Here is a 25,546-nt window from a genome sequence, read left to right as displayed (position 1 = left end):
GCCCCATGCCGAACTATCATCGATTCCTGACCTCCTTTCCTTTCGCCCTGCGTTCCAATCTGTACAAGAGAACGCGCCACGCGCACGGTTGATTCGGTCGGCACGATGCTCCATCAACCGTCGCCTGGATCCGGCCGCCTAATCCCCTGGCCCGACCAAGCACTGCGTCGCATTGTCTGCGGCAAGGGAAAGTAATGTCTTTCGAAACTCTGGGTCTTGCACCCGCTCTGTTGTCGGCCGTTCAAGAAGCTGGCTTCAATACCCCCACCTCGGTCCAAGCTGCCGCCATTCCGCAAGCACTGGCCGGCCACGACCTGATGGTGTCCTCGCAAACGGGCAGCGGCAAGACCGCCGCCTTCATGCTGCCGGCCCTGCACCGTATTGCCCAGATGCCCGCCAACAAGGGCGTCGGCGTGCAAGTGCTGGTGCTGACCCCGACCCGCGAACTGGCCCTGCAAGTCACCGAAGCCACGGCCACCTATGGCCGCAAGCTGGCTGACCTGCGCACCGCCACCGTTGTGGGCGGCATGCCCTACGGCGCCCAATTGAAGGCCCTGTCGCGTCGCGTTGACGTGCTGGTCGCCACCCCCGGCCGCCTGATCGACCACCTGCAATCGGGTCGCGTCAAGCTGAACACCGTGCACACGCTGGTGCTGGACGAAGCCGACCGCATGCTGGACATGGGCTTCATTGAAGACATCGAAACCATCGTCAGCCGCCTGCCGGAAGACCGCCAGACGCTGCTGTTCTCGGCCACGTTGGACGGCACGATTGCCAAGCTGGCCGCGAAGATGATGCGCGACCCGCAGCGTATCGAGATGGCCGGCGCCAAGGAAAAGCACACCAACATCACGCAAAGCCTGCTGTACGCGGACGACGCCGGCCACAAGATGCAGTTGCTGGATCACGTGCTGCGCGACGCCAAGCTGGATCAAGCCATCGTCTTCACGTCCACCAAGCGTGGCGCTGACGACCTGGCCGACCGCCTGGCCGACCAAGGCTTTGCCGCTGCCGCCCTGCACGGCGACATGAACCAGCGCCAGCGCACCCGTACGCTGTCGCAACTGCAACGCGGCCAGCTGCGTATTCTGGTTGCCACCGACGTTGCCGCCCGCGGCATCGACGTGCAAGGCATCAGCCACGCCGTCAACTTCGACCTGCCGATGCAAGCCGAAGACTACGTGCACCGTATCGGCCGTACCGGCCGCGCCGGTCGCAGCGGCCTGGCGTTCACGCTGGCCACGCACTCCGAGCGCCACAAGGTTCGCCGTATCGAGCACTACATCGGCCAAACGATTACGCCGGAAACCATCGCCGGTCTGGAACCCAAGCGCACGCCGCGTCCGTCGGCTGGTGGCAGCGGCGCCCCGCGTGGCGGCAAGCCGTTCGGCAAGCGTCCTGGCGGTTTCGGTGGTTCGCGCCATGAAGGCGGCGGCTACCAAGGCAACCGCGAAGGCCGTTCGTTTGGCGGCCCGCGTGAAGGCGCCGCTCCCCGTGGCGAATTCAAGCCGCGTGAAGGTGGTTACCAAGGCAACCGCGACAGCGCCCCGCGCGAAGGCGGCTACCAAGGCAATCGCCCCTTCGGCGACCGTCCGGCCCGTTCGTTCAGCGATCGTCCCAGCTTCGGTGATCGTCCCCAGCGCGAAGGCGGCTACCAGGGCAATCGCCCGTTCGGCGACCGTCCCCCGCGTGAAGGCGGCTTCCGTGGTGGTGACCGTGACGCCCGCCCGAGCTTCGGCGGCGACCGTCCCAGCTTTGGCGACCGCCCCCAGCGCGATGCCCGCCCGTTCAGCGAACGCGCTCCCCGTGAAGGTGGTTTCCGTGGCGCTGACCGTGACGCCCGCCCCAGCTTCGGTGATCGTCCCGCTCGTGAAGGCGGCTTCCGTGGCGGCGACCGTCCGGAAGGCGGCTTCCGCGCCAAGCCCTCGTTTGACAAGCGCCCCGGCGGCCCCGCCAAGCGTTTCGCCAAGCCGGCTGATCGCCGCGGCTAATTCGCCCGCTTGATCGCTTGACCCCAAGCAAACCCCGCGCCCGTCGCGGGGTTTGTTTTTGGGGCAGCCCCCAACTGAAGCGCGCAACAACGCCCAGCGTCGCCGTTCTTTTTTTGGGAAAATGCGCCCATGACCACGCCTTCCTCGACCATGCAACGCCCCGCGCCCGCCAACCTTCCCCCGCTATCGCCCGCCGCCCAGGCGCACAGCGACGCCACCGCCGCGCATTTGCGCAAGACGATCAGCGCCAACGGCGGCTGGTTGCCATTCGATCATTGGATGGCTGAAGCGCTGTACGCCCCCGGGCTGGGTTACTACGCAGCCGGCAACGTCAAGCTGGCCGATGCGGATGACGGCGCCAAGACGCCCGCGGGCGACTTCGTCACCGCGCCGCAGCTGACTCCGCTGTTCGCCCGCACCCTCGCCCGCCAGGCGGCGCAGGTGCTGCGCCAGACCCAAACGCAGGCGGTGCTGGAATTTGGCGCGGGCACGGGCGCGCTGGCTGAAGGCGTGCTGCGCGAGCTGGACGCGCTGGGGCTGGACCAGACGCAATACCTGATTCTGGAAGTGTCGGCCGACCTGCGCGCGCGTCAGGCCGAAAGGCTGGCGCCGTTCGGCAGCCGCGTGCAATGGCTGGATGCACTGCCTAACGCCTTTGCGGGCTGCGTGCTGGCCAACGAGGTGCTGGATGCCATGCCCGTTTCCCTGTTTTGCTGGAGCGAGGATGGCGCCGTGCTGGAGCGCGGCGTGGCGCTGGATGCACAGCAGGGCTTTGTCTGGAGCGACCGGCCCGCGCCGACCGCGCTGGCGCAGGCCGTGGCCGCGCGCATGCCGGCGCTGCCCGGCTACGTGTCCGAGATCAATCTGCAGGGCGAAGCCTGGATCGCCGCCATGGGCAGTTGGCTGGAACGGGGCGCGGCACTGCTGGTGGATTATGGTTTTCCGCGCAGCGAGTTCTACCATCCGCAACGCGCGGGCGGCACGCTGATGTGCCATTTGCGCCATCACGCGCATGGGGATCCCTTCACCGCGCCGGGGTTGCAGGACATCACCGCGCACGTGGATTTCACGGCCATGGCCGATGCGGCGCTCGAGGCCAATTTGCAGGTGTTGGGTTACACATCCCAGGCGCGCTTTCTGATGAACGCCGGGCTGATGGATCTGCTGGAGCAACTGGACCCATCGGATCCGCTGCAATACGCACAAGCGGTGGCGCCGGTGCAAAAGCTGCTGTCCGAAGCCGAAATGGGCGAACTCTTCAAGGTGCTGGCCGTGGGCCGGGGCATGACGGAACCGCTGGCCGGGTTCTCGCGCGGTGACCGGCTGGGCAAGCTGTAGCCGCCATAGCCGCCGGCCTCAGCCCGCGTGCAGCCGGTCCAGCCGTGCGCGCCGGACGCTGTCCTTGATACGGGCCGGGTCGCCGGCGCAAGCCTTGGCGATGGCGCCGGCATCCACGCCGCGCACCGCGTCCACCCGCGACTGCCAGACGGCCATGTCCACGGGCCGCAAGATCGACGCCGTCTTCAACAGATCAAAAAACCGGTCGGGCTTGCGCAGCGCATCGGCGCGCTCCATCAGCGCCAACTGCGCTTCGGTGGCGTCGGCTTGGTCCATACCTTGGCCCATGCCTTGGTCCATGCCTTGGTCCGTGCCCGTAGTGCGATCCACCGCCTCCAGCCCCGTCAACACTTCTGGCAGCAGGCGCGCGTAGTCGTTGCATTCGGTGGGAACGCGCATGCGCCGGCCCAGCGCCTCGCGCTCCGGCGTCAGGCGGCACAGCAGCGCATAGCGACCCGGCAGCGACAAACCTTGCGCCGCCGCCCGGTCCACGTCGGCGCCCGCCTCCTTGACCGCTTGCAGCTCCGGCATCACACGGGCCAACGCGCCGGAATCCTGCAGTACGTCCAGCATGCGCGATGGCTTCTTTGCCATCAGGCCGCGCGACAGTTCTTTCCAGACCCGCTCGGCCACCAATGCATCGGCCTCGCCTTCCTGGACCATCCGCTGGCACAACGCCAGCGTTTCCGGGGCCACGGAGAAATCATCAAAGCGTGCCGCGAAACGGCCCAGGCGCAGGATACGCACGGGGTCTTCCTGGAACGCCTCTCCCACGTGGCGGAACACGCGGGCACGCACATCGGCCGCGCCGTCCAGTGGGTCGACCAATTCGCCGTCTTGCGTCTGGGCGATGGCATTGACGGTCAGGTCGCGGCGGCGCAGGTCTTCTTCCAGCCTCACGTCGGCGCCGGTATAGAAGGTAAAGCCCTTGTAGCCGCGGCCGGACTTGCGTTCGGTGCGCGCCAGCGCGTATTCCTCTTTGGTGCGCGGGTGCAGGAACACGGGAAAATCGCCGCCGACGGGAATGAAGCCACGGCGGACCATGTCTTCGGGCGTCGTGCCCACCACAACCCAGTCGTGGTCGCCGGGCGGAAAACCCAGCAGCGCATCACGCACCGCGCCGCCCACGATGTACACCTGCAAGCCGTCGATGGCCGGGTCTTGCTTGCGATCTTGCATCGGGCCGTTCGTCATCGGGCCGCGGTGGCCTCGGCGCCGGGCGGCACGATGTTGCCCAGCCGCTCTTTCAGCGACTGCGGCTGGCCGGAGAACATCGCCGCGTAGTACACCGAGTTGGACATCACGTTCTTCACGTAGGTGCGGGTTTCGTTGAACGGAATGGTCTCGGCGAAGATGGCGCCTTCAATGGGATGCGAGAAGGTCGCGCGCCAGTTCTGCGGGCGCCGCGGGCCCGCGTTGTAGCCGGCACTGGCCATCATCTGCGACCCATCCAGGTCGCGCAGCACCATGTTCAGGTAGTTGGTGCCCAGTTCGGTGTTGGTGTCGAAATCGTTCACGCTGGACGGCGTGAAATCCGTCATGCCGATCTTGCCCGCCACCCACTTGGCCGTGGCCGGCATCAGTTGCATCAGGCCCGACGCACCCACGTGCGAACGCGCGTCCATGATGAAGCGCGATTCCTGGCGGATCAGGCCATAGACCCAGGCGGGGTCCAGCGCAATGGCGTTGGCCTTGGCCGTGACGCGGCCTTCGAATGGCGCGATGAAGCGCTGCGAAAAGTCGAACTCTTTTTCCGTACGGTCGGACGTATTGACCACGCGGTCGTAGATGTTCTCGGCGCGAGCCAGCTCGGCGGCGGCCATCAGTTGGCGGTCGTTCATGCCGCGCAGCGTGAAATTCCATTCAGGCACTGCTTCGCCACGCCAACCCAGGCGGAACAGTTGCACAGCCCGTTGCAGCCCGGGGTTGGCGCGCGCTTCGGCGATTTCGCTGTCGGTGATGGGCGCCGGACGCGGCGGCACGTTGATGCGCCGGCCCAATTCCTCGGAAGCCAGTTGGCCGTAGAAATCGAAGCGGTCGGCAATGCTGGCGTACAGCGTGTTGGCGTCGTCCTTGCGGCCGGTGGCAGCCAGACCGCGCGCCTTCCAGTACACCCACGACGGGTCGTCGCGCTGCGACGCCGGCATGTCGTCAATGGAGGCAATGACCCATTTCCAGTCAATCTTGGGCTGGCGCAAGGCGGCGCGCACCTTCCACCCCGCGTTGTACTCCGTCATGCGGATGTGGCCGGCTTCGTGGTACCAGTCGTCGGCGCGGCTATCCATGCGCAGCGCGGCGATCAGCGCGTATTGCCCACGCACCCAGGCCAGATTCGGCTTGGACATGGACTTGGCCCATTCGCGGCGCAGGTAGGAATCCGCAACCCCGACGTCCGCCCGCGCCAGCCGGGCCAACGCGATGGTCACGAGTTCTTTCTCGTTGCGGCCCACCGGCATGCGATCTTGCCGGGTCAGCCACTTCATCGGGTCCTTCATGAGGACGTCGTAGGTTTTCAGGTCGCGCGGCTCGAACATGTACTGCGCAAACTTGCGCGCATTGGAGGTTTTGTCGTCCTCGATGGCGTCGCGCAACTGCGGTTCCAGTTGTTGCCAGCCCAACACACCGTCCGCCACCAGTTGGTCGTACAGCGCCCAACAAGCGCTGCCCGGCGCGAACACGGATATCGCCTGCTCGGCCGTGGCGCGCTGGCCAGTCATGTGCTTGGCGTCCAGGATGGCGCATTCGATCTGGCTATTGCTGTTCTTCACGGGCGCCAGCTTGCGCACGGTGTCGAAGTCGCCGCTGCGGGCGGCGGCCAGCAGCCAATCGCCACGCAAGCGGTCGGCCAGATAGGCATCGCCGTTGCTGCTGATGAAGCGCTGCAGGTCGGCCGTGGGGCGGGCGCTGGCGGGTGCAGTCCAGAGTTGATAGCGCAGCAGCCAGTATTCGGGGTACATGCCCAGCGTGTCGGACTTGGCCTGCGGCACCAAGGCGCCCAGGATGGACCATTGCTTGCGGCTCATGGCGGCGCGCGCGGCGACAACGGCGGCCAGGGCGGGGGTTTCAGCGGTGGGCGGCAGGCCGGCCAGCACCACAGGCGGCACGGCAATGACGGGTTGGGCGGATTGGGGGGTTTGGGCAGCGGTTGGGGCTGGCGCGCTGATGGCGGCGTTGCGTTGTTGCGCATCGACCGGTGCACAGGCGGCGGTGAAGAGCGCCAGCAAGGGCAGCCAGCGGCGCAGGCCAGCGCGCGGGGTCGGTGCGAACGCGCCTTGCGGGGATTTCCGGCGAGTTTTCTGATACCGTCCAGATTGCTGCGCTTGTGTCATGCCGCGTCCCTCATTTACCGTCATACCAAGGCCTTGCCGCACGCCTGCATGCACATCGGCATGCTGCTTTGCAGGCCGCCTTGCACACCGCGTTGCACACCCGATTCCAGCAGCTTCGCTTTCATCTTCGCCTTCATTGTCCACCCCCATTACAGCCACTGCATGACTACGCAAAATACTCCAGAGGATACCGCAGTCCAGCACCGTACGCGATTGCGGAAACTGCGTGCCGAAATGCCCGAAGACCAGCGCAGCCGGGGCGGTTTGCTGATGCGCGCGCGGCTGTTCACCTGGCTGAACGTGGCCCGCGACGAGGCCCGGCGCGCAGGGCGCGCGGCGCCCGCCACCGTGGCCGCCTTCTGGCCCCTGGACGGCGAACCCGACCTGCGCCCGCTGCTGTCGCAATGGGTGGAAAACGGCGTGGCCGTGGCGCTGCCCGTGGTGCGCGCGCGCAATGCGCCGCTGGCCTTCCTGCCCTGGACGCCTGATGCCGAGCTTCGCGCCGGCCCTTACGGCATCCAGGAGCCCGTTGCCGGCCCCGACGTGCTGCCGGACGTGGTCCTGGTGCCCACGCTGGGTTACACGGAACACGGCGACCGCCTGGGTTATGGCGCCGGCTACTACGACCGCACGCTGGCCGCCTTGCGCGACCGCGGCCATCCTTTCATCACCATTGGCATCGCCTGGAGCTGCGGCGAGCTGGACGCCGACTATCAGGCCGCCCCGCACGACTTTCCGCTGGACGCCGTACTGACCCAGGACGGCTGGGTGCCAGAGGCCCCGCTTTCAGAAGGCGCCACGGGCGGCACCACCCTGCATACGTTCCGCATGAACTGACGCACCAGAACCGCCCGGCGGCGCGCACCAAATTGGTGCCATCAACCGCCGAGGGGATGGTGTTTCAGCGCCCTTGAGAGGATATTTCTCCCAAGGCGTGTCCCCAAAAGCTGGCACGCAGGTTGCTTGTTAGTTTGTGACCGGCCGAGCATTGGCCGGGTTGACCGCGTGCAAGCCGGCCACCACAAGCCGGTAGCAGGCACAGCATTGGAGGAGCCATGAAGGACAGAACATCCCGTCCCGCCGCTTATGACGAAATGCGCGAAGGCGCAGGCGGCATACGCTCCCACTACCAGGCGTTCGAACGCTGGCACCAAGAGCAATCGGCCGAGGCCATGGCCGTGCGCCGCCTGGAAGCCGACCTGAGCTTTCGCCGGGTCGGCATTACTTTTTCGGTAGCGGGCGACGCCGCCGGCACCGAACGCCTGATCCCGTTCGACCTGATCCCCCGGATCATTCCCGCCGACGAATGGCGCCACCTGGAAGCCGGCCTGAAGCAGCGCGTGCGCGCGCTGAACATGTTCATCCACGACATCTATCACGGCCACGACATCGTGCGCGCCGGCATCGTGCCGGCCGAACAGGTCTTTCTGAACGCCCAGTACCGCCCTGAAATGCAGGACGTGGATGTGGCCGAGGACATCTACTGCCACATCGCCGGCGTGGACATCGTGCGGGCCGGCGCGGGCGAATTCTATGTGCTGGAAGACAATCTGCGCGTGCCGTCGGGCGTGTCCTACATGCTTGAAAACCGCAAGATGTCGATGCGGCTGATGCCCGATGCGTTCAGCCGCATCAAGGTTGAACCGGTGGCGCATTACCCCGACCTGCTGCTGGACAACCTGCGCGAAGTCGCCCCGCATGGCGGCGACGACCCCACCGTGGTGGTGTTGACGCCCGGCATGTACAACTCGGCCTACTTCGAACACGCCTTTTTGGCGCAGCAAATGGGCGTAGAACTGGTCGAAGGGCAAGACCTGTTCGTCGAACAGAACACCGTCTACATGCGCACCACGCAAGGCCCGCGCAAGGTGGACGTCATCTACCGCCGCCTGGACGACGACTTTCTTGACCCGTTGTCGTTTCGCGCCGACTCGGCCCTGGGCGTGCCCGGACTGCTGTCGGTGTATCGCGCCGGCCGCGTCACGCTGGCCAACGCCATCGGCACCGGCATCGCCGACGACAAGTCCACCTATCTATACGTGCCTGACATGATTCGGTTCTATCTCAGCGAAGAGCCCATCCTGTCCAACGTGCCGACCTGGCGCTGCGGCCGGCCCAGCGAGCTTTCCCACGTGCTGGCCAACATGCACGAGCTGGTGGTGAAGGAAGTGCACGGCGCCGGCGGCTACGGCATGCTGGTGGGCCCGTCAGCCAGCCATGCCGAGATCGACGCCTTCAAGGATCGCGTACGCGCCAACCCCGGCAACTACATCGCTCAGCCCACGCTGGCGCTGTCCACCGTGCCCACCTACGTGGAATCCGGCGTGGCGCCGCGCCACGTCGACCTGCGCCCCTACGTGCTGTGCGGCAAGGACATCCGCACCGTGCCCGGCGGCCTGTGCCGCGTGGCGCTGACCGAAGGCTCGCTGGTGGTCAACAGCAGCCAGGGCGGCGGCACCAAAGACACCTGGGTTCTGGAGGACTGAACATGCTGAGCCGTACCGCCGACAACCTGTTCTGGATGTGCCGCTACATTGAGCGCGCTGAAAACACCGCGCGCATGCTGGACGTGAACCTGCAGATGTCGCTGCTGCCGCAAGACCCGCAAACGCGCGAAGGCTCGTGGCTGGGCGTGCTGCGCATCTCTGAACTGCAAGGGCTTTATCAAAGCAAGTACGAAACCATCTCGCCGCACGACGTGCTGCAGTACATGGTGCGCGACCCGGAAAACGCCTCGTCCATCTATTCCTGCATGCGCGCCGCCCGGGAAAACGCGCGCGCCGTGCGTGGCAGCCTGACCACCGAAGTCTGGGAGACCTACAACACCACCTGGCTGGAACTGCTCAAGCACCTGCATACCGGCCTGTTGGAACGCAACCCCGGCGAATTTTTCGAATGGGTGAAGTTCCGCTCGCACCTGGCGCGTGGCGTCACCATCGGCACCATGCTGGAAGACGAGGCGCTGTACTTCCTGCGCATCGGCATGCATCTGGAGCGCGCGGACAACACCGCCCGCATGCTGGACGTGAAATTCCATGAACGCGGCAGCAACGGCACGATGGAGCCGCGCGGCGAACCGGCCGGCACCGCCGCCCTGCAAAGCGAGTTCTACCGCTGGTCGGCGCTGCTGAGTTCTGTGTCCGGGCTTGAGATCTACCGCAAGGTGTATCGCGACGTCATCACGCCTGACCGCGTGGCCGAGCTGCTGATCCTGCACCCCGATATGCCGCGTTCGCTGCTGGCGTCGATGCGCGCGGTGTCCGAGGACCTGGCGCGCGTGTCGAACCAGCGCTCGACCGAAACCCAGCGGCGCGCGGGCATGCTGTGCGCCGAACTGCAATTCGGCCGCGTCGAAGACATCCTGGATAGCGGCCTGCACCAATACCTGGACCATTTCCTGGACCGCATCAACGACCTGGGCAACCGGATCAGCCAGGACTTCCTGGTTCCGCTGTCGGCATAACCTGGAGACAGCACCATGAAACAGTTCATCACGCACATCACCCACTACCGCTACACCGCACCGGTCACCTACAGCATCCAGACGCTGCGCCTGACCCCGCGCGACGACGAGCACCAGCGCCTGCTGCGCTGGAACATCGAAGCCCCGGGCGCGCTGGAAAAGCAGGTGGATGCCTACGGCAACATTACGCACACGCTGACCTTGAACCGCCCCCACACCGATATTGAATTGCGCGTGGTGGGGCAGGTGCAGGTGGCGCCGTTGACGCGCGGTCTGCTGGGCGGCGAAGACAGCCGCCTGCCGGTGCACGCCTATTGCGTGCAGACCTCGTTGACGCAAGCCGACGACACCATTCTTGCCTTTGTGCGCAGCGTGCTGCCCAACGGCATCACCACCCCGGACGACATCCTGGCGCTGGCCAACGCCATCAGCGACCGGGTTGCCTACGAGCCCGGCACCACCGACGTCACCACGGCGGCCAACCAGGTCCTGGCGATGGGCCACGGCGTGTGCCAGGACCACGCCCACCTGTTCCTGGCCTGCGTGCGCGGCCTGGGCGTGCCCGCGCGCTACGTCAGCGGCTACGTGCACACCACCACCGAACACTCGGCCAGCCATGCCTGGGCCGACGTGTGGCTGGCCGACATCGGCTGGACCAGCGTCGACATCACCAACCGCCAGTTCGCCTCGGACAGCCATTGCCGCCTGGCCGTGGCGCGCGACTATGACTCGGCTTCGCCGGTGCGCGGCGTGCGCAGCGGCGGCGGCGAAGAATCCATGGAGATCAGCGTGCAGGTGCAAACATCTGGCCAGCAATAACCGCCGCGCCCGCGCCGCAATACAATGCGGCGTGGTTTCTCCAAATTTTCGATCATGACCTACTGCGTAGCCGCCCGCCTTGACGCTGGCCTGGTATTTCTTTCTGACTCCCGCACCAATGCCGGCGTCGACCAGATCAGCGTCTTCCGAAAGATGACCGTCTTCGAACGACCGGGCGAACGCGTCATGGTCATGATGACGTCCGGCAACCTGGCCGTCAGCCAGGCCGTGCTGCATGCGCTGGCCCGGCAGCACGACGAAGGCGGCGACACCATCTGGACCGCCACCGACCTGTTCGAGGCCACCCGCTGCGTGGGCGCCGCCGTGCGCGAGGTCTATCAGCGCGAAGCCCCTGCCCTGCACGAGCAAGGCGTGGACTTCAACGTCAGCATCATCTTCGGGGGACAGATCGGCAGCGAACGTTGCCGCCTGTTCCAGGTTTACGCGGCCGGCAATTTCATTGAAGCCGGCCTGGAATGTCCGTATTTCCAGATCGGCGAAGCCAAGTACGGCAAGCCCATCCTGGACCGTGTGCTGCGCCCAGACACGTCGCTGGACGAAGCCGCCAAGTGCGCGCTGATTTCCATGGACTCGACCTTGCGGTCGAACATTTCCGTGGGCCTGCCGCTGGATTTGCTGGTCTATGACACCAACGCCCTGCGCGTCACGCACTTTGCCAGCATCGACGAAAACAACGAGTACTTCCGCATGATCCGTGGCACCTGGGGCGAACGCCTGCGCCAGGTGTTCGCCGAGATCCCCGACCCGCTCTGGACCAACCCCGACGATCCCAGCTCGCTGGTGCCCTTGAGCCGCATCCATCAGCCGATACGCATCGAGCCGGTGAATACGCCCGAACCCAGCTACCCCACCCCGCAGGTGCTGGCGCAAGATCCGGGCAAAGACCAGGCGAGTTAAAGACCCGCCGCATTGGATAGCGGCGGCTGTCTCGCCCCGAGTTGCGCCAGCGCGCGTTAACCCCCCCGGGTATCTCCGGCATTAACCCCTGGGTTATCTGCCGCATTAACCCCTGGGTTATCTGCCGCGTTTCCCCCTGGGTTGCCTCTCGCGTCCCCCCCTTTCCACTTGCCGAAACCCGGCTTGTGAAACGGCGAATTCTCATCCTTGGCGTCACGGGCCACACTGGTTGCGGCCTGCATTGCGCACGTCCGTTGACGCATGCCGGGCACGAGAAAAAACCACAAGGAGCGAGACATGCCCAATATCTTCGGGCGCGCGGCAACGCGCGCAGCCTGGCCCGTGCTGGCCCTGTCATGCCTTGCCTGGGGTTCCGCCAGCGCGCAAGGCGCCTATCCCAACCATCCCATTTCGCTGGTGGTGCCGTTCGCGGCCGGCGGCCCAACCGATGTGGTCGCCCGCAGCCTGGGCGCGTCCATGGCCAAGACGTTGGGGCAAAGTGTCGTGATCGAAAACCGCACCGGCGCGGGTGGCACGCTGGCCTCGCAACACGTGGCGCGCGCCGCGCCGGACGGCTACACCTTCCTGATCCATCACAACGGCATGGCGACCGCCCCGGCGCTGTACCGCAAGCTGTCGTACAACCCCCTGACGGACTTCGCCTATGTCGGCCAGGTCGCGGACGTGCCCATGACCTTGCTGGGCCGCAAGGACCTGCCAGCCGACGGCATGGCGGGCTTTATCAAGTACGCCCGCGAAAACGGCAACAAGGTCAACCTGGCCAACGCAGGCCTGGGCGCGGTATCGCAGTTGTGCGGCATGCTGTTGCAGGAAGCGCTGGGTGTGCAGTTCACCGCCGTGCCCTATGCCGGCACGGCCCCCGCCATGACGGCGCTGCTGGGCGGCCAGGTGGATGTGCTGTGCGACCAGACCACGCAGACCATCCCGCAGATCAAAGCCGACCGCGTGAAGCTATTTGGCGTCACCACGCTGGACCGCATCAAAACACTGCCTGACGCACCGACCTTGCAGGAAGCCGGCTTGAAGGGGTTCGAGGTAAAGGTCTGGCACGGCGTCTATGCGCCCAAGGGCACGCCGCCCGAAGCCATCAACAAGTTCAACGCGGCGCTGCGCACGGCCCTGAAAGACCCGGCATTCACGCAGAAAATGGCAGAATTGGGCGCCGAGATCGTGCCAGAATCAAAGCAGACGCCAGAAGGCCTGCAAACCTGGCTGCAATCCGAAATCAACAAATGGGGAGGCGTCATCCGCAAGGTAGGCGTCTACGCGGACTAAACACAACGGCACGTAGGATGGGTGTAGCGCGCAAGGCTCGAGGCAAGAACCCAAACAGAGATCGCGCGCAACCCATCAAGCAACCGCGAACAGCGCACAACCTGGCGAAGAACCCAGACCGTGATCGATGGGTTCCGCGCGGCGCGGCATCGCATTCTTGTGCCAAGCTGCGCGCGCTTCACCCATCCTACGAATGCCGCAATTATGCGAGCACGCCAACACGGCCCGCGCACGGCCCTGAAAGACCCGGCATTCACACAAAGCAAGTGGATGGGTGTAGCGCACAACCCACCGAACAGCGGTGACGATGTACCAGCCCCTTACAGCGCCAGTTCCTTCCACACCGCAAGCGGTGCTTCCGCCTGATTCAGCGTATAAAAATGCAGACCCGGCGCGCCGTTGTCCAGCAGGGTCTGGCACAGCTCGGTCACCACATCCACGCCAAAGGCGCGGATGGACGCTTTATCGTCACCAAACTCCGCCAGCCGCAGGCGAATCCAGCGCGGCACTTCCGCGCCGCACATTTCCGAAAAACGCAGCAGTTGCGTGTGGTTCGTGATGGGCATGATGCCCGGCACGATCGGCACGTTCACGCCCTTGGCCTGGGCCCGGTCGACAAAGTCGAAATAGGCGTCGGCGTTGAAGAAGTACTGCGTGATGGCGGCATCGGCACCCGCCTTCACCTTGGCCACGAAATGATCCAGGTCGGCCGACGGGTTGGCGGCTTGCGGATGCATTTCGGGATAGGCGGCCACTTCAATGTGGAACCAGTCGCCGGTTTCCTCGCGGATGAACGACACCAGTTCCTTGGCGTAGCGCAGCTCGCCCGCGTCGCCGCCCATGCCCGAGGGCAGGTCGCCGCGCAGGGCGACCACGCGCCGCACGCCTTCGCTCTTGTACGTCTGGAGGATGTCGCGCAGATCCTGGCGCGTGGCGCCCACGCAAGACAAGTGAGGCGCCGCATCGCAACCCAGGTTGCGCAACGTGCGCACGGCGTCGGCCGTGCCGGCGCGCGTGGAACCACCCGCGCCGAAGGTCACGCTGACGTACTTGGGCTGGATGGCCAGCATCTGCTTGGCCGCGCGAACCAGCCGCTCTTGGCCGGCCAGGTCGCGCGGAGGAAAGAACTCCAGGCTGAAAGCAGGGGAAGTCGAGTCAGACATTAGGGGATCAGTTTGGTGAGCAGGCCAGAGATGATGCTGTACAGAATGGCACCGCCCACGGCCCACCAGAACCCGTTGACCTGGAAGCCCTTCAGCACGGAGCCGACGAACCAGAACAACAAGGCGTTGATGACGATGAGGAAGAGCCCGAGCGTGACGATCGTGATGGGCAAGGTAAGCAACACCAGCACCGGCTTGACCAGCATGTTGACCAGACCCAGCACCAACGCCGCGATCAGCGCTGAACCGAAACTGGCCACGACGATGCCGGGCAAGAGGTAAGCGACGGCCAGCAGGGCCACCGCGTTCAGGATCCAGACGAGTATCAATGCCACCATGTTCGAACTCCTGTGTTGACGCGCCGCGGCCTGGATTTCTTTAGGCGAAAACCAGGTTCGCCCGCGGCTCGGAAACCCGCGCCAACATGGCGCGGCATTTCCTATTGTGCTTTCAACCCATCAATAACGGTAGTGCTCGGGCTTGAAGGGGCCTTCGACCGGCACGTTGATGTAGTCGGCCTGATCCTTGCGCAGCGTCGTCAGCTTCACACCCAGCTTCTTCAGGTGCAGGCGGGCAACCTTCTCGTCCAGGTGCTTGGGCAGCACATAGACTTCGCCCGACTTGTAGGCGTCGTTGCGCGTGAACAGTTCGATCTGGGCGATGGTCTGGTTGGCGAACGACGACGACATCACGAACGACGGGTGGCCGGTGGCGCAACCCAGGTTCACCAGGCGGCCTTGAGCCAGCAGGATGATGCGCTTGCCGTCCGGGAAGATCACGTGATCAACCTGCGGCTTGATTTCTTCCCACTGGCAATCGGCCAGGCCGGCGACGTCGATTTCGTTGTCGAAGTGGCCGATGTTGCAGACGATCGCCTGGTCCTTCATGGCGTTCATGTGCTCGCGCGTGATGACGTGGTAGTTGCCGGTGGCGGTAACGAAGATGTCGCCATGGGCGGCGGCCTCTTCCATCGTCACGACCTTGAAGCCTTCCATCGCGGCTTGCAGGGCGCAGATCGGGTCGATTTCGGTAACCCAGACTTGCGCGCGCAAGGCGACCAGCGCCTGGGCGCAGCCCTTGCCCACGTCGCCGTAGCCGGCCACGACGGCGATCTTGCCGGCCACCATCACGTCGGTGGCGCGCTTGATGCCGTCCACCAGCGATTCACGGCAGCCGTACAGGTTGTCGAACTTGGACTTGGTGACCGAGTCGTTGACGTTGATGGCGGCAAAGGCCAGCTCGCCCTTTTGCGACATCTGGTACAGGCGATGCACGCCGGTCGTGGTTTCTTCCGTCACGCCCTTGATCTGCGCCAGGCGGGTGGAATACCACTTCGGATCGCGCTTGAGCGTTTCCTTGATGGCGGCGAACAGGATGCGCTCTTCGTCGCTGCCCGGGTTGGCCAGCACCGAGATGTCTTTCTCGGCCTTGGTGCCCAGGTGCAGCATCAACGTGGCGTCGCCGCCGTCGTCGAGGATCATGTTGGCGTGCTGGCCATTGGGCCATTCGAAAATCTTGTGGGTGTACTGCCAGTACTCTTCCAGCGTTTCGCCCTTGACGGCGAAGACCGGCGTGCCGGACGCGGCGATGGCGGCGGCGGCGTGGTCTTGCGTGGAGAAGATGTTGCACGAGGCCCAGCGCACTTCGGCGCCCAGGGCCACCAGCGTTTCGATCAGCACGCCGGTCTGGATGGTCATGTGCAGGCTGCCTGCAATGCGCGCGCCCTTGAGCGGCTGCGCGGCGGCGAATTCTTCGCGGATGGCCATCAGGCCGGGCATTTCGGTTTCGGCGATGGCCAGTTCGCGACGGCCCCAGCCAGCCAGCGACAGATCGGCAACCAGGTAGTCGGAGAAAGATTTATCAGTAACAGCGTTCATGGTGTGTAGGCTCCACGTGAATATCGAACGGCGCACGATATGGCCGGACAACGCGAATACACCACGACAGTCGAGTGCTCGCCTTTCCCGCCATATGCGACAAAGGTGAGCGCCGTTGCTGTAGCGACGCGCAAGGCGCGGCGCTTGAACAAGGATTCCTGAGCCTGGCGAGCCGGGTTCCGCGTGCTGTTGCACATTGCGTTGCACGTTACCGTGCAAGGCGGGAACCGCTGGGTCGTCGCAACGCTCCTCAGGATTGCCGGGCATTGTACCGGTTCGGCACGGTGCGCGGAATTCCGTCCCTGAAAAAAACCAGGGAAAGATCAGTTCATCATCCCGCCCGCACCGGTGCGGTTCGGGAAGGGGAGGCCGGCGCTTGCGGCGGCACGGCCACCAGCGGCACCAGCGCATCCAGCAAGCTCGTCGCCACCGAGTCCCAGCTACGGGTCAGCGCATGCGCCCGCACCGCTTCACGGTCCAGCGGCAGCGCGGCGCGGCAGGCTTGGGCCAGATCGTCGTCCAGGCACCCAGTGACGCCCTGGTTCACCACCGCCAGCGGCGCCTCGCTGCGAAAAGCCGCCACCGGCGTGCCGCAGGCCATTGCCTCCAGCATCACCAGGCCGAACGTGTCGGTCAGGCTGGGAAACACGAACACATCGGCCGCGGCGTAAAACGATGGCAGCGCGTCATCCTGCTGCATGCCCAGGAAGACCGCATCGGGAAAGCGCTTTTTCAAGCGCGCCTCGTCCGGGCCCGCGCCCACCACCACCTTGCTGCCCGGCAGGTCCAGCGACAGAAAGGCATCCAGGTTCTTTTCGCGCGCCACGCGGCCCACGCTCAGAAAGATGGGACGCGGCAACTGCGCGAACGCCTGGCTGCGAGCCGGCTGGAATTTGCGCGGGTCCACCCCGCGCGACCAGACCTGCAAGTTGCCCAGGCCACGGCGCACCAGCACGTCGCGCACCGTGGGCGTGGGCACCAGCACGCATTGCGAGGGCCGGTGGAACCAGCGTAGGTAGCGCCACGGCAAGGCGGCGGGAATGCCCATCCGCGCTTGCAGGTAGTCGGGGAACATGGTGTGGAACGATGTCGTGAATTGCCAGCCGCGCGACAGCGCCATGCGGCGCGCCGCCAGCCCCAGCGGGCCTTCGGTGGCAATGTGTAGGGCGTCGGGAATGGTGTCGCCCAGGATGCGGCGCAATTGCCGCCCGGGCTGCAGACACAGACGCAGATCGGGTTCGGACGGCGCCGGCACGGTTCGGCTGCCCTCCGGGCTGACCACGATCAGCTCGTGGCCCCATTCATTCAAAATTTGCCGCATGGTCGTCCAGGTGCGGACGACGCCATTGACTTGCGGATGCCAGGCATCCGTAACCAGGACGATGCGCATGATAGGGCCGGAAGTGGGCAATACTGCGATTTAGCCCGTGCCATGTGACAAGGCCAAGACCGCGCCCGGCTCAGTTGTTGCGCCGGGGATACCCTTGCGCCTTGATGCGCACCCAGACATCGCGCTTTTCCTCTTCCGACATGAACACCCAGTTGGCGACTTCCATGGCCGTGCGACCGCAGCCGCGGCAGATGTCGTCGAACAGGGTCGAGCACACGGCCACGCAGGGGGAGTCGGTTGCCTTGAAGACGCGCTGCGCGTCTTCAGGGTCGGGCAATTCGGAAAGATCAGCGAAGTAACGATTCATGGGCCGAAGGTTACCACCAGGGTTGTGTCCCTTTATGGATAGCCCTATCGCCCGCGAAGGCTAGCTTGACGGCCGCCGTTCAGCGCCATCCGAAGAACGCGCCGGCCTCTTGCAGCACGGCATCCGGGCATTCTTCGGCCAGGTAATGCGCCCCCGGCAAGGGCCCGCCCGAGACCTCGTCGGCAATCGCCCGCCATAGCGCCAGCACATCGAAATTCTTGCCCACCGCCCCGCGCTCGCCCCATAGCGCCCGCACCGGCATGCGCAGCCGCTCGCCCGAGGCGCGGCCGGCGCGGTCGTGCTCCAGGTCCACCGTGGCCGACGCGCGATAGTCCTCGCACAGGCCCGTGGCCCAACCTGGCAGGCGGGCCGCGCGTTCGTATTCGGCCATCGCCTCGGCCGAAAAATGCACCAGCCCGCCGGGGCGGCCACCCATGACCGATCGCAGGTAGAAAACGGGGTCGTGTTCGATCATGGTTTCCGGGCCGGGCGCGGGCTGGATCAGCCAGAACCAATGGAAGTAGGCCTGGGCGAAGGCGCGCGTGGTGCCTTCGTACATGTCCAGCGTCGGCGCGATATCCAGCAGCAACATGCGCGACACGGCGCCGGCATGGTCCAGCGCCAGCCGATGCGCCACGCGCGCGCCACGGTCATGCGCCAGCACCTCGAAACGCTCGTGGCCCAGCGCGCGCATCAAGCCCAGCATGTCGGCGGCCATCTCGCGCTTGGAATGCGCGGCGTGGTCCGGCGTGGCGGCAGGCTTGGTGCTGTCGCCATAGCCGCGCAAGTCAGCCGCCACGCAGGTGCGATGCCGGGTCAGCTCCGGCCACACGCGGTGCCAGATGGCGCTCGTTTGCGGATGGCCGTGCAGCAGCAGCAAAGGCGGGCCCGACCCGTCGATGCGCGCGGCAATCTCAATGCCATTGGCCGGGATGCGGCGCACGGGCAGGTCGAAGAATGCGGTCATGGGGGGGATCTCCTTGTGCGTTTATTGTCGGGCGGAATCCAGGCGGTCGCGCACCGTGCGCGCCACATCCTTCATCCACGGATGCCGCGCCCAGTGGGCGGCCTCGAAGCGCTCCACATCAGGCAATTGCAAGAGCGACGCGCCCACCAGGTCCTGCCCTTGGGCGAACATGCGGCGATGCCGCTCCGGCAAGCTAAAGCCCGCCGTCCAGCCATCGGCGGCGCGCACCTGGCCCGCCATCACGTCGATAGCCAGGCGGTTGTTCCCGGATGCCTTCTCTTGCGTATTGGACACCCGCGCAAGCAAGGCGTCGACATCAGCGGGCGGCAGGCTGACCAGCAGCAGACCGTTGTTGACCGCATTGAAGTAGAAGATTTCACCAAAGCTGGGCGCAATCACGGCGCGGATGCCGAACTGCTGCAAGCCCCACACCGCGTGTTCGCGGCTGGACCCGCAGCCGAAGTTCGGGCCGGCCACCAGCACGGACGTGCCCGCGTAGGCGTCCTGATTCAGCACGAAGTCCGCGCGCGGCGCGCCATGCTCGTCAAAGCGCAGGTCATACAGCAGGCCTCGGTCCAGCCCCGCCTTGTCGATGATGCGCAAGAACTGCTTGGGCATGATCTGGTCGGTGTCCAGGTTGGAGTACGGCAGCGGCGCGGCAATGCCTTCGATCAGCGGATTCATTGGGTTTGGCTCCAGTCACGGACGTCAACGATGCGGCCGGCCAGCGCGGCGGCGGCGGCCATCGCCGGGCTCATCAGGTGCGTGCGCCCTGCCCGCCCCTGGCGTCCTTCGAAATTTCGGTTGGTGGTGGACGCGCAGCGCTCGCCCGGGCGCAGCACGTCGTCGTTCATCGCCAGGCACATCGAACAGCCCGGTTGGCGCCATTCGAAACCCGCCGCGATCAACTGCGCCGCCAGGCCTTCGGCTTCGGCCTGCGCGCGCACCGCGCCAGAGCCCGGCACGACCATCGCGCGCACGCCCGCCGCCACCTTTCTACCGCGCACCAGGCCGGCCACCACGCGCAAGTCTTCAATACGCCCGTTGGTGCAAGACCCGATGAACACGCGGTCCACCGGCACACCGGCTATCGGCGCGCCGGCTGCCAGGCCGATGTAGTCCATGGCCTTTTCCAGCGCCAGTCGGGCCAGTTGATCGGGTTCGGCTTGCGGGTCGGGCACACAGCCCGTGACCGGCACCGCCTGATCGGGGCTCGTGCCCCAGGTGACGAAAGGCGCAATGTCAGCGGCATGGAACACGTATTCGGCATCAAACACCGCGTCCGCATCCGTGCGCAGCGTGGCCCAGTACGCGCGCGCCTGTGTCAGCATGTGGCCCTGCAATTGCGGCGCGTGCGCGGTGACGTAGGCATCGGTCGTGGCGTCCGGCGCGATCAGCGCGGCGCGCGCGCCGGCTTCCACCGTCATGTTGCACAGGGTCATGCGGGCCTCGGCCGACAAGGCGTCGATGGCCTCGCCGCAGAATTCCACCGCGTGGCCGCGCGCGCCTTGCGCGCCGATGCGATGCACCAGGTAGATCACCAGGTCCTTGGCGGACACGCCCGTGCCCAGCACCCCGTCAACCCGCACACGCATGTTGCGCGCCACGCGGTACACCAGCGTCTGCGTGGCCAGGATGTGTTCGACTTCCGACGTGCCGATGCCAAAGCCCAACGCGCCCAAGGCGCCGTACGTGGTGGTGTGGCTGTCGCCGCACAGCACCACCATGCCGGGCAGAATCATGCCGTGCTCGGGCGCGATCACGTGCTCAATGCCCTGCAACGGGTCGGTCGTGTCGAACAACGCGATGTGCTGCGCGTCGCAATTGCGCTTCAGGTTCACGGCCTGGCGCGACGATGCCTCATCGGCAATCACGCGCAGCGCCGACGGCACCGGATGCGTGGGAATGATGTGGTCCACCACCGCCATCTGCTGCCCCGGCCGCAGTACGCCACGGCCGCGCGCGGTCAGTCCGCTGAAGGCTTGCGGGCTGGTGTATTCGTTCATGATGTGCAGATCCACGTACAGCAGAATGTGCTCGTCGTCGATGCGGGCCACCTCATGGCTGGCCACCAGTTTGTCGTACAGCGTCATGCGGGGCATGTCTTGCTTCCTTGAATTTGAGCGCCCGCGGCGGGCGCGGGCGCGTCTTGCAATGGCTTCAATCAGGCGTTCAGTTGGCCCGAACGGAATTGGCCCGAACGTCAGTTGGCCTGAATACCGGCGTCCTTCACCACCTTGGCCCAGCGCGTCATCTCGGCGGCCACCATGTCGTCCGTCTTCGCGGGCGACGACACCAGCGGTTCGAAGCCCTCTTTCTGCATGCGCGTGCTGAGCTCCTGCGATTGCAGGGCTTCGGCCAGCTTGGCGTTCAGCGTGTCGATCACCGCTTGCGGCGTGCCTGCCGGTGCGCTGACGACAAACCAGGTGTTGAATTCGTAGCCCGGCAGGCCGGACTCGGCGATGGTCGGCACGTCGGGCAGCAGCGGCGAACGCGTCGTGCCGGTCACGCCCAGGGCGCGCAGCTTCTTGCCGTCCACCTGGGGCTTGGCGGCCGACAACACCGGAAAACTCATCTGCACCTGGCCACTGATGGTGTCCACCATGGCCGGACCGCCGCCCTTGTACGGCACATGCAGGATCTGCGTCTTGGACACGGACTTGAACAATTCCGCCGCCATGTGGAAGGTGCTGCCGGTGCCGGCGGAACCAAAGCTCAGTTCATTCGCGGGCCGCGCACGCACATAGGCCAGCAGTTCGCTGACGTTGGCCACGGGCAAGGCGTTCGTCACCGTCAGCACATGCTGCGACGTGCCCACGGTGCCCACCGAGCGCAGGTCTTTACGGGTGTCGAACGGCATGGTCTTGAACAGCGCCGGGTTGATGGCCAGCGACATGGTGTTGATGCCCAGCGTGTAGCCATTGGGCTGGGCGCGCGCCACGGCGGACATGCCGATGTTGCCGGACGCGCCGGCCCGGTTTTCGATGATCACGCTCTGCCCCAGCGCGCGGCCCCAGGCATCCGAGATCAAGCGCGCGGCGATATCCACGCTGCCGCCCGGCGCAAACGGCACAATCAGCGTGATCGCCCGATCAGGAAAAGCGTCGGCGGCGGCGGCCGGCGTCGTCCAACAGGCTGCAACGGCAAGGGCCGCGCACAAGGCGCGGGCAACGGGTTTGATGGTCATGCGGAAGTCTCCTCGGTTGGCCGCGTGGTGGCGCAGTGGCACTGCGGCTCTATAGTGGAGCGGCCAGTTTATAGGCCGCCTGGGTCTTTATAATTCGCAGCAAAACTAAATCTTTATTAGATTTAATTTATAAATGACCAACGCCTGGGGACTGCCATGGACGCCCTTTCCGATCTTGCTTTCTTTTCGCTGGTGGTCAAACACGGCAACCTGTCCGCCACGGCGCGCGAACTGGGCCTGACGCCGCCCGCCATCAGCGCCAGGCTGGCCCGGTTGGAGCAGCGCCTGGGCGTGCGGCTGCTGAACCGCACCACCCGGCGCGTCAGCGTTACCCAGGAAGGCGAGCTTTATCTCGCCGAAGGCGGGCGCATCCTGGCAGACCTTGAAGCGCTGGAGCGCTCGGTGTCCAGCGCCCGTGCACAACCCCAGGGGCTGCTGCGGCTGAACGCCACGTTCGGCTTCGGCCGCGCGCACATCGTGCCGGCCGTCTCGGATTTCGCGCGCCAGTATCCCGACGTCGAAGTGCAGATGCGGCTGACGGACAGGCCGCTGAACCTGATCGAAGAAGGCTTCGACGTGGCCGTGCGTTTTGGCGACCTGCCCGACGCCCGCCTGACGGCCCGCAAGATCGCGTCCAACCGGCGGCTGCTATGCGCGTCGCCCCGCTACCTGGACACCTATGGCGAACCCCGCACCCCGGGCGAACTGCAACGCCATCGCTGCATCGTGGTGCGCGAAAACGAGGTCGCCTACGGCACCTGGCGGCTGGAATCCGGCCAACGCGCCGAAACCGTGAAAGTGCGCGGCCCGGTCAGTTCCAACGACGGCCAAAGCGCACTGGAATGGGCGCTGGACGGCCACGGCATCGTCATGCGCTCGGAATGGGAAACCGCCGCCTACCTGCGCGACGGCCGGCTGCGCGAAGTGCTGACCGACTGGCGCACGCCGGCCGCCGACATCCACGCGCTTTACCCCGAACGCCTGAACCTGCCGGCCAAGACGGTGGCCTTCGTGGATTTTCTGTCACAGCGCTTCGCGCGGTATTTGAAGGGGCCGGGCGGCGGAAATGCGGGCTGGTGATTGATCTGTGCTGTAGCCTTGGGGCTACAAAATAGCTAGAATTAACCAATTCTGATGCCCAGGGGCTACAAAATGACCACACTTGGCGATGTCGCGGAAATGTTGCGTTCGGCCCGCAAGGAAAGCGGCTTGTCGCAAGAGGAAATGGCCCGGCGCGCGGATGTCGCCCGAACCACGCTGACGCGCATGGAAAACCTGGCACGCAACGACATGAGCGTATCAGCGCTGGTTCGGTTGCTGGACGCTGCCGGCTACGACCTTAAAGTTGTCAAAGCTGGCCACCAGCGGACCTTGGAAGACATTTTGGCCGAACAACGGCGCGGGGAATAAGCCATGAAACTGGACGTCCACGTTCTCGGACGCCACGTCGCGAAGCTTTATCGCGAGGCAGACGAATACGTTCTCGATTATGTCCCTGACGCCCCCGACGACGCCTTTGTCAGTCTTACGATGCCAGTGCGCGAGGCGGCGTGGCGATGGCCCCGCGACTTGCACCCATTCTTTCGCCAAAACTTGCCTGAAGGGCATCTGCTTGGCGTGATCCGCGAGCTGTTTGGCCCGCTCATGGATGGCACGGATTTATCGCTGCTTGCCGTCGTCGGCGCATCCGGCATTGGACGCGTAGCGGTGACAGCGGAAGGCGCACATCCTGGCGTGCCGTTACCGCCCTTGAATATCAAGGACCTGTTGACGGCCGAGAACACGGCGCCCCGCTTCGACGCGCTGGTGCGCGCGTATGCACGCAGCGCCATCTCAGGCGTGGTGCCCAAATTCCTGGCTCCAGACGGGCGTAACCAAGGCGCCCCCGAGACGGAAAAAGCCACGTTGCGCACCCCGCAACACATCATCAAAGGGTCCGACGAAACGACGCCCTATTTGGGATTCAACGAGTTCTTCACGCTGCGCGTATTGCGGCGCCTGAATGTCGTGCCCGTCGTCAATGCCCAGATGTCCGACGATGGCCGTGTGCTGGTCGTTGACCGCTTCGACGTCGATGCTGCCGGCCAGCCTATAAGCGGTGTGGAAGACGCTTGCAGCCTGCTCGGCCTGCCACCGCACGAAAAGTACGCCACGACCACCGAGCGCGTCTACAAGGCCACCCGCGAGTACGTTCCTTCGGCATCGCTGCGTGCGCAAAACCTGCACTTCGCTTGGCATCTGCTTACGAACTACGTGGTTCGCAACGCGGATTGCCATGCCAAGAACATCGCCTTGTATTACACCTCGCGCGCCGACGTCGCGTACACGCCCGTTTACGACATCGTCACGACCCAGGCCTACCCCGAATTCAGCAACAGTGCGCCCGCCCTGTCCGTTGACGGACGCAAGACATGGGTTCCCGGCAGCACGCTGGCCAAGTTCATGCTGGCCAGGCTTGGCATCAATTCAAAGCAGTATCAGGCGATGGTCGAGCAGCTATGCGAATCGGCAGTCGAAGTGGGACGCGAGGTGATCGAGGCAGCGAAGAACGAACCGCAGTGGCGCTGGATTGCCAAGCAAATGGTGCATGCCTGGAACGACGGCATGTGCGGGCTGCGGAGTTCGAAACTCGATGCTCGGTACCGTAGCCTGGACGCCGCGATTTCCGAGGCAGGCTACGAAGCCGCCGACGCACCCTTGGACACATCCCGCGTCATCGGACGGTCCGAAGGGTTGGCCACGCGTTAGCCAGCCGAGCCTAAGCCGGCCGCGCCTAGCCGGCCGCGCCTAGCCGGCCGCGCCTAGCCGGCCGCACCCAAGCACGCATAGCCGCGTCGATCCACAGCTAGCCCTCGTGCGTTAAATCTCATCAATCGCCGTACTCGCCGCCGTGCCCGCCGGCGCGTCGCCCGCGCCGATGGCGTAGCGGTCGCGCGTGGTGACGTAGAAGCTGGCGCCGAACCTGCCCACCGGGAAGTAATCCTGCAAGCGCACGCGCCAGGTTTCCGTGTCGATCAGGCCGTCGCGCGCGTGCAGCCAGCGCACTTGGCCGATGAAGATCTGGCGGCTGGCGGTTTCCATGGTTTCGTAGAGCGTGCATTCGAACGCCACGGGGGCCTGCACGATGCGCGGCGGCTTGACGTGGTGGCTGGGCGCGGCGTCCAGGCCCGCGTGGGCCAGTTCGCTGACGTCGGCGGGCAGGCGGTCGCCGCAGCGGTGCATTTTTTCGGCCATGGCTTCGTCGGTCAGGTGCACCACGAATTCCTTATCGCGGGCGATGTTGCGCGCCGTGTCCTTCAAGCCGCCGTCTTCCAGGCGGTTGATGCTGACCATGACGATGGGCGGGTCTTCGCCCAGCATGTTGAACATGCTGAACGGCGCCGCGTTGACCACGCCGGTTTCGGATAGGGTGGTGATCAGCGCGATGGGCCGTGGCACGATCAGGCTGGCCATCAGCTTGTAGCGCTGGTACTCGGTGATTGCGTCGAAGTCGATTTCCAT

Annotated in this window: 23 protein-coding genes and 1 riboswitch; of the genes, 11 read left to right on the top strand and 12 right to left on the bottom strand. The window is 65.4% G+C overall.

Translation table 11 applies throughout. The features are described 5' to 3' along the window. Nucleotides 1–194 precede the first annotated feature (194 nt). Both WBR68_RS06970 and WBR68_RS06965 read left to right on the top strand, forming a co-directional pair. On the top strand, nucleotides 195–1,991 hold the full coding sequence (locus WBR68_RS06970) for a DEAD/DEAH box helicase (RefSeq protein ID WP_230693752.1): 1,797 nt from the start codon (nucleotides 195–197) through the stop codon (nucleotides 1,989–1,991). 150 nt (nucleotides 1,992–2,141) lie between these two features. After that, nucleotides 2,142–3,329: a class I SAM-dependent methyltransferase gene (locus tag WBR68_RS06965; RefSeq protein ID WP_230693801.1), complete on the top strand. Its 1,188-nt coding sequence runs from the start codon at nucleotides 2,142–2,144 to the stop codon at nucleotides 3,327–3,329. Between the two features lie 18 nt (nucleotides 3,330–3,347). Here the strand turns inward: WBR68_RS06965 and WBR68_RS06960 are convergent, their stop codons facing one another. Together WBR68_RS06960 and WBR68_RS06955 are read right to left on the bottom strand one after the other, a co-directional pair. Further along, nucleotides 3,348–4,508 carry a CCA tRNA nucleotidyltransferase gene (locus WBR68_RS06960; RefSeq protein ID WP_230693751.1) on the bottom strand — a complete coding sequence of 387 codons (1,161 nt, stop codon included), beginning with the start codon at nucleotides 4,506–4,508 and terminating at the stop codon, nucleotides 3,348–3,350. Nucleotides 4,509–4,519: 11 nt separating this feature from the next. Next, entirely contained in the window at nucleotides 4,520–6,658 is a 2,139-nt protein-coding gene (locus tag WBR68_RS06955) for a lytic transglycosylase domain-containing protein (protein WP_230693750.1), read from the bottom strand. Between the two features lie 162 nt (nucleotides 6,659–6,820). Here WBR68_RS06955 and WBR68_RS06950 point away from each other — a divergent pair, with 162 nt between their 5' ends. The 6 genes from WBR68_RS06950 to WBR68_RS06925 all read left to right on the top strand — a co-directional run bounded on the left by WBR68_RS06950 (nucleotide 6,821) and on the right by WBR68_RS06925 (nucleotide 13,154). Further along, nucleotides 6,821–7,495 (top strand): 5-formyltetrahydrofolate cyclo-ligase, encoded by a 675-nt coding sequence (locus WBR68_RS06950; protein ID WP_230693749.1) that lies wholly within the window; start codon nucleotides 6,821–6,823, stop codon nucleotides 7,493–7,495. 218 nt (nucleotides 7,496–7,713) lie between these two features. Further along, entirely contained in the window at nucleotides 7,714–9,144 is a 1,431-nt protein-coding gene (locus WBR68_RS06945) for a circularly permuted type 2 ATP-grasp protein (RefSeq protein ID WP_127186085.1), read from the top strand. Between the two features lie 2 nt (nucleotides 9,145–9,146). Continuing rightward, complete coding sequence (locus tag WBR68_RS06940; protein WP_050446176.1) at nucleotides 9,147–10,121, top strand: alpha-E domain-containing protein; 975 nt, start codon at nucleotides 9,147–9,149, stop codon at nucleotides 10,119–10,121. Nucleotides 10,122–10,136: 15 nt separating this feature from the next. Further along, entirely contained in the window at nucleotides 10,137–10,940 is an 804-nt protein-coding gene (locus WBR68_RS06935; RefSeq protein WP_050446175.1) for a transglutaminase family protein, read from the top strand. A gap of 54 nt (nucleotides 10,941–10,994) precedes the next feature. Then, the gene (locus WBR68_RS06930) at nucleotides 10,995–11,858 is read left to right on the top strand and encodes a proteasome-type protease (RefSeq protein ID WP_050446251.1); all 864 of its coding nucleotides are present in this window, start codon (nucleotides 10,995–10,997) and stop codon (nucleotides 11,856–11,858) included. Nucleotides 11,859–12,155: 297 nt separating this feature from the next. Beyond that, nucleotides 12,156–13,154: a tripartite tricarboxylate transporter substrate-binding protein gene (locus tag WBR68_RS06925; RefSeq protein WP_127186086.1), complete on the top strand. Its 999-nt coding sequence runs from the start codon at nucleotides 12,156–12,158 to the stop codon at nucleotides 13,152–13,154. 320 nt (nucleotides 13,155–13,474) lie between these two features. Here the strand turns inward: WBR68_RS06925 and metF are convergent, their stop codons facing one another. The 9 genes from metF to WBR68_RS06880 form a co-directional block, all read right to left on the bottom strand. Continuing rightward, entirely contained in the window at nucleotides 13,475–14,317 is an 843-nt protein-coding gene (gene metF / locus WBR68_RS06920) for a methylenetetrahydrofolate reductase [NAD(P)H] (RefSeq protein WP_050446173.1), read from the bottom strand. Further along, nucleotides 14,317–14,652 carry a phage holin family protein gene (locus WBR68_RS06915; protein WP_050446250.1) on the bottom strand — a complete coding sequence of 112 codons (336 nt, stop codon included), beginning with the start codon at nucleotides 14,650–14,652 and terminating at the stop codon, nucleotides 14,317–14,319. Before WBR68_RS06915 ends, metF begins: the two co-directional genes overlap by 1 nt. 123 nt (nucleotides 14,653–14,775) lie before the next feature. Further along, entirely contained in the window at nucleotides 14,776–16,194 is a 1,419-nt protein-coding gene (gene ahcY / locus WBR68_RS06910) for an adenosylhomocysteinase (RefSeq protein ID WP_050446172.1), read from the bottom strand. A gap of 100 nt (nucleotides 16,195–16,294) precedes the next feature. Further along, nucleotides 16,295–16,452: riboswitch (S-adenosyl-L-homocysteine riboswitch) on the bottom strand. Nucleotides 16,453–16,525: 73 nt separating this feature from the next. Beyond that, a complete protein-coding gene (locus tag WBR68_RS06905; protein ID WP_230693748.1) occupies nucleotides 16,526–17,584 on the bottom strand; it encodes a glycosyltransferase family 4 protein in 1,059 nt (352 codons plus the stop codon). 70 nt (nucleotides 17,585–17,654) lie between these two features. Continuing rightward, complete coding sequence (locus WBR68_RS06900; protein WP_050446170.1) at nucleotides 17,655–17,891, bottom strand: DUF1289 domain-containing protein; 237 nt, start codon at nucleotides 17,889–17,891, stop codon at nucleotides 17,655–17,657. A gap of 79 nt (nucleotides 17,892–17,970) precedes the next feature. After that, nucleotides 17,971–18,858 carry an alpha/beta fold hydrolase gene (locus tag WBR68_RS06895; RefSeq protein WP_230693747.1) on the bottom strand — a complete coding sequence of 296 codons (888 nt, stop codon included), beginning with the start codon at nucleotides 18,856–18,858 and terminating at the stop codon, nucleotides 17,971–17,973. Between the two features lie 21 nt (nucleotides 18,859–18,879). After that, the gene (leuD, locus tag WBR68_RS06890) at nucleotides 18,880–19,542 is read right to left on the bottom strand and encodes a 3-isopropylmalate dehydratase small subunit (protein WP_050446168.1); all 663 of its coding nucleotides are present in this window, start codon (nucleotides 19,540–19,542) and stop codon (nucleotides 18,880–18,882) included. Further along, nucleotides 19,539–20,960: a 3-isopropylmalate dehydratase large subunit gene (gene leuC / locus WBR68_RS06885; RefSeq protein WP_230693746.1), complete on the bottom strand. Its 1,422-nt coding sequence runs from the start codon at nucleotides 20,958–20,960 to the stop codon at nucleotides 19,539–19,541. Before leuC ends, leuD begins: the two co-directional genes overlap by 4 nt. Before the next feature lie 101 nt (nucleotides 20,961–21,061). Then, complete coding sequence (locus WBR68_RS06880; protein WP_230693745.1) at nucleotides 21,062–22,045, bottom strand: tripartite tricarboxylate transporter substrate binding protein; 984 nt, start codon at nucleotides 22,043–22,045, stop codon at nucleotides 21,062–21,064. Nucleotides 22,046–22,201: 156 nt separating this feature from the next. On the opposite strand from WBR68_RS06880, the gene WBR68_RS06875 reads away from it, so the two are divergent. The 3 genes from WBR68_RS06875 (at nucleotide 22,202) to WBR68_RS06865 (ending at nucleotide 24,793) form a co-directional block, all read left to right on the top strand. Beyond that, complete coding sequence (locus WBR68_RS06875; RefSeq protein WP_100857547.1) at nucleotides 22,202–23,125, top strand: LysR family transcriptional regulator; 924 nt, start codon at nucleotides 22,202–22,204, stop codon at nucleotides 23,123–23,125. A gap of 72 nt (nucleotides 23,126–23,197) precedes the next feature. Next, entirely contained in the window at nucleotides 23,198–23,455 is a 258-nt protein-coding gene (locus WBR68_RS06870; protein ID WP_050446164.1) for a helix-turn-helix domain-containing protein, read from the top strand. 3 nt (nucleotides 23,456–23,458) lie between these two features. Beyond that, nucleotides 23,459–24,793: a type II toxin-antitoxin system HipA family toxin gene (locus WBR68_RS06865; RefSeq protein WP_230693744.1), complete on the top strand. Its 1,335-nt coding sequence runs from the start codon at nucleotides 23,459–23,461 to the stop codon at nucleotides 24,791–24,793. Between the two features lie 111 nt (nucleotides 24,794–24,904). Here the strand turns inward: WBR68_RS06865 and WBR68_RS06860 are convergent, their stop codons facing one another. After that, nucleotides 24,905–25,546 carry a flavin reductase family protein gene (locus WBR68_RS06860; RefSeq protein WP_050446162.1) on the bottom strand — a complete coding sequence of 214 codons (642 nt, stop codon included), beginning with the start codon at nucleotides 25,544–25,546 and terminating at the stop codon, nucleotides 24,905–24,907.

The sequence above is a fragment of the Achromobacter sp. JD-1 genome (assembly GCF_038594925.1).
In the GTDB taxonomy this organism is placed as follows: Bacteria; Pseudomonadota; Gammaproteobacteria; order Burkholderiales; family Burkholderiaceae_B; genus Achromobacter; species Achromobacter spanius_C.
This window is presented reverse-complemented; position numbering and strand designations above follow the sequence as displayed.

What these genes read in the sequence shown, in the direction of transcription:
- WBR68_RS06965 (WP_230693801.1), top strand. Translation starts at nt 2,142, where the DNA reads ATGCAACGCCCCGCGCCCGCCAACCTTCCCCCGCTATCGCCCGCCGCC.
- WBR68_RS06970 (WP_230693752.1), top strand. Translation starts at nt 195, where the DNA reads ATGTCTTTCGAAACTCTGGGTCTTGCACCCGCTCTGTTGTCGGCCGTT.
- WBR68_RS06870 (WP_050446164.1), top strand. Translation starts at nt 23,198, where the DNA reads ATGACCACACTTGGCGATGTCGCGGAAATGTTGCGTTCGGCCCGCAAG.
- WBR68_RS06955 (WP_230693750.1), bottom strand. Translation starts at nt 6,658, where the DNA reads ATGACACAAGCGCAGCAATCTGGACGGTATCAGAAAACTCGCCGGAAA.
- WBR68_RS06930 (WP_050446251.1), top strand. Translation starts at nt 10,995, where the DNA reads ATGACCTACTGCGTAGCCGCCCGCCTTGACGCTGGCCTGGTATTTCTT.
- WBR68_RS06945 (WP_127186085.1), top strand. Translation starts at nt 7,714, where the DNA reads ATGAAGGACAGAACATCCCGTCCCGCCGCTTATGACGAAATGCGCGAA.
- metF (WP_050446173.1), bottom strand. Translation starts at nt 14,317, where the DNA reads ATGTCTGACTCGACTTCCCCTGCTTTCAGCCTGGAGTTCTTTCCTCCG.
- WBR68_RS06905 (WP_230693748.1), bottom strand. Translation starts at nt 17,584, where the DNA reads ATGCGCATCGTCCTGGTTACGGATGCCTGGCATCCGCAAGTCAATGGC.
- WBR68_RS06940 (WP_050446176.1), top strand. Translation starts at nt 9,147, where the DNA reads ATGCTGAGCCGTACCGCCGACAACCTGTTCTGGATGTGCCGCTACATT.
- WBR68_RS06875 (WP_100857547.1), top strand. Translation starts at nt 22,202, where the DNA reads ATGGACGCCCTTTCCGATCTTGCTTTCTTTTCGCTGGTGGTCAAACAC.
- leuD (WP_050446168.1), bottom strand. Translation starts at nt 19,542, where the DNA reads ATGAATCCGCTGATCGAAGGCATTGCCGCGCCGCTGCCGTACTCCAAC.
- WBR68_RS06925 (WP_127186086.1), top strand. Translation starts at nt 12,156, where the DNA reads ATGCCCAATATCTTCGGGCGCGCGGCAACGCGCGCAGCCTGGCCCGTG.
- ahcY (WP_050446172.1), bottom strand. Translation starts at nt 16,194, where the DNA reads ATGAACGCTGTTACTGATAAATCTTTCTCCGACTACCTGGTTGCCGAT.
- WBR68_RS06865 (WP_230693744.1), top strand. Translation starts at nt 23,459, where the DNA reads ATGAAACTGGACGTCCACGTTCTCGGACGCCACGTCGCGAAGCTTTAT.
- WBR68_RS06935 (WP_050446175.1), top strand. Translation starts at nt 10,137, where the DNA reads ATGAAACAGTTCATCACGCACATCACCCACTACCGCTACACCGCACCG.
- WBR68_RS06900 (WP_050446170.1), bottom strand. Translation starts at nt 17,891, where the DNA reads ATGAATCGTTACTTCGCTGATCTTTCCGAATTGCCCGACCCTGAAGAC.
- WBR68_RS06880 (WP_230693745.1), bottom strand. Translation starts at nt 22,045, where the DNA reads ATGACCATCAAACCCGTTGCCCGCGCCTTGTGCGCGGCCCTTGCCGTT.
- WBR68_RS06895 (WP_230693747.1), bottom strand. Translation starts at nt 18,858, where the DNA reads ATGACCGCATTCTTCGACCTGCCCGTGCGCCGCATCCCGGCCAATGGC.
- WBR68_RS06860 (WP_050446162.1), bottom strand. Translation starts at nt 25,546, where the DNA reads ATGGAAATCGACTTCGACGCAATCACCGAGTACCAGCGCTACAAGCTG.
- leuC (WP_230693746.1), bottom strand. Translation starts at nt 20,960, where the DNA reads ATGCCCCGCATGACGCTGTACGACAAACTGGTGGCCAGCCATGAGGTG.
- WBR68_RS06960 (WP_230693751.1), bottom strand. Translation starts at nt 4,508, where the DNA reads ATGCAAGATCGCAAGCAAGACCCGGCCATCGACGGCTTGCAGGTGTAC.
- WBR68_RS06950 (WP_230693749.1), top strand. Translation starts at nt 6,821, where the DNA reads ATGACTACGCAAAATACTCCAGAGGATACCGCAGTCCAGCACCGTACG.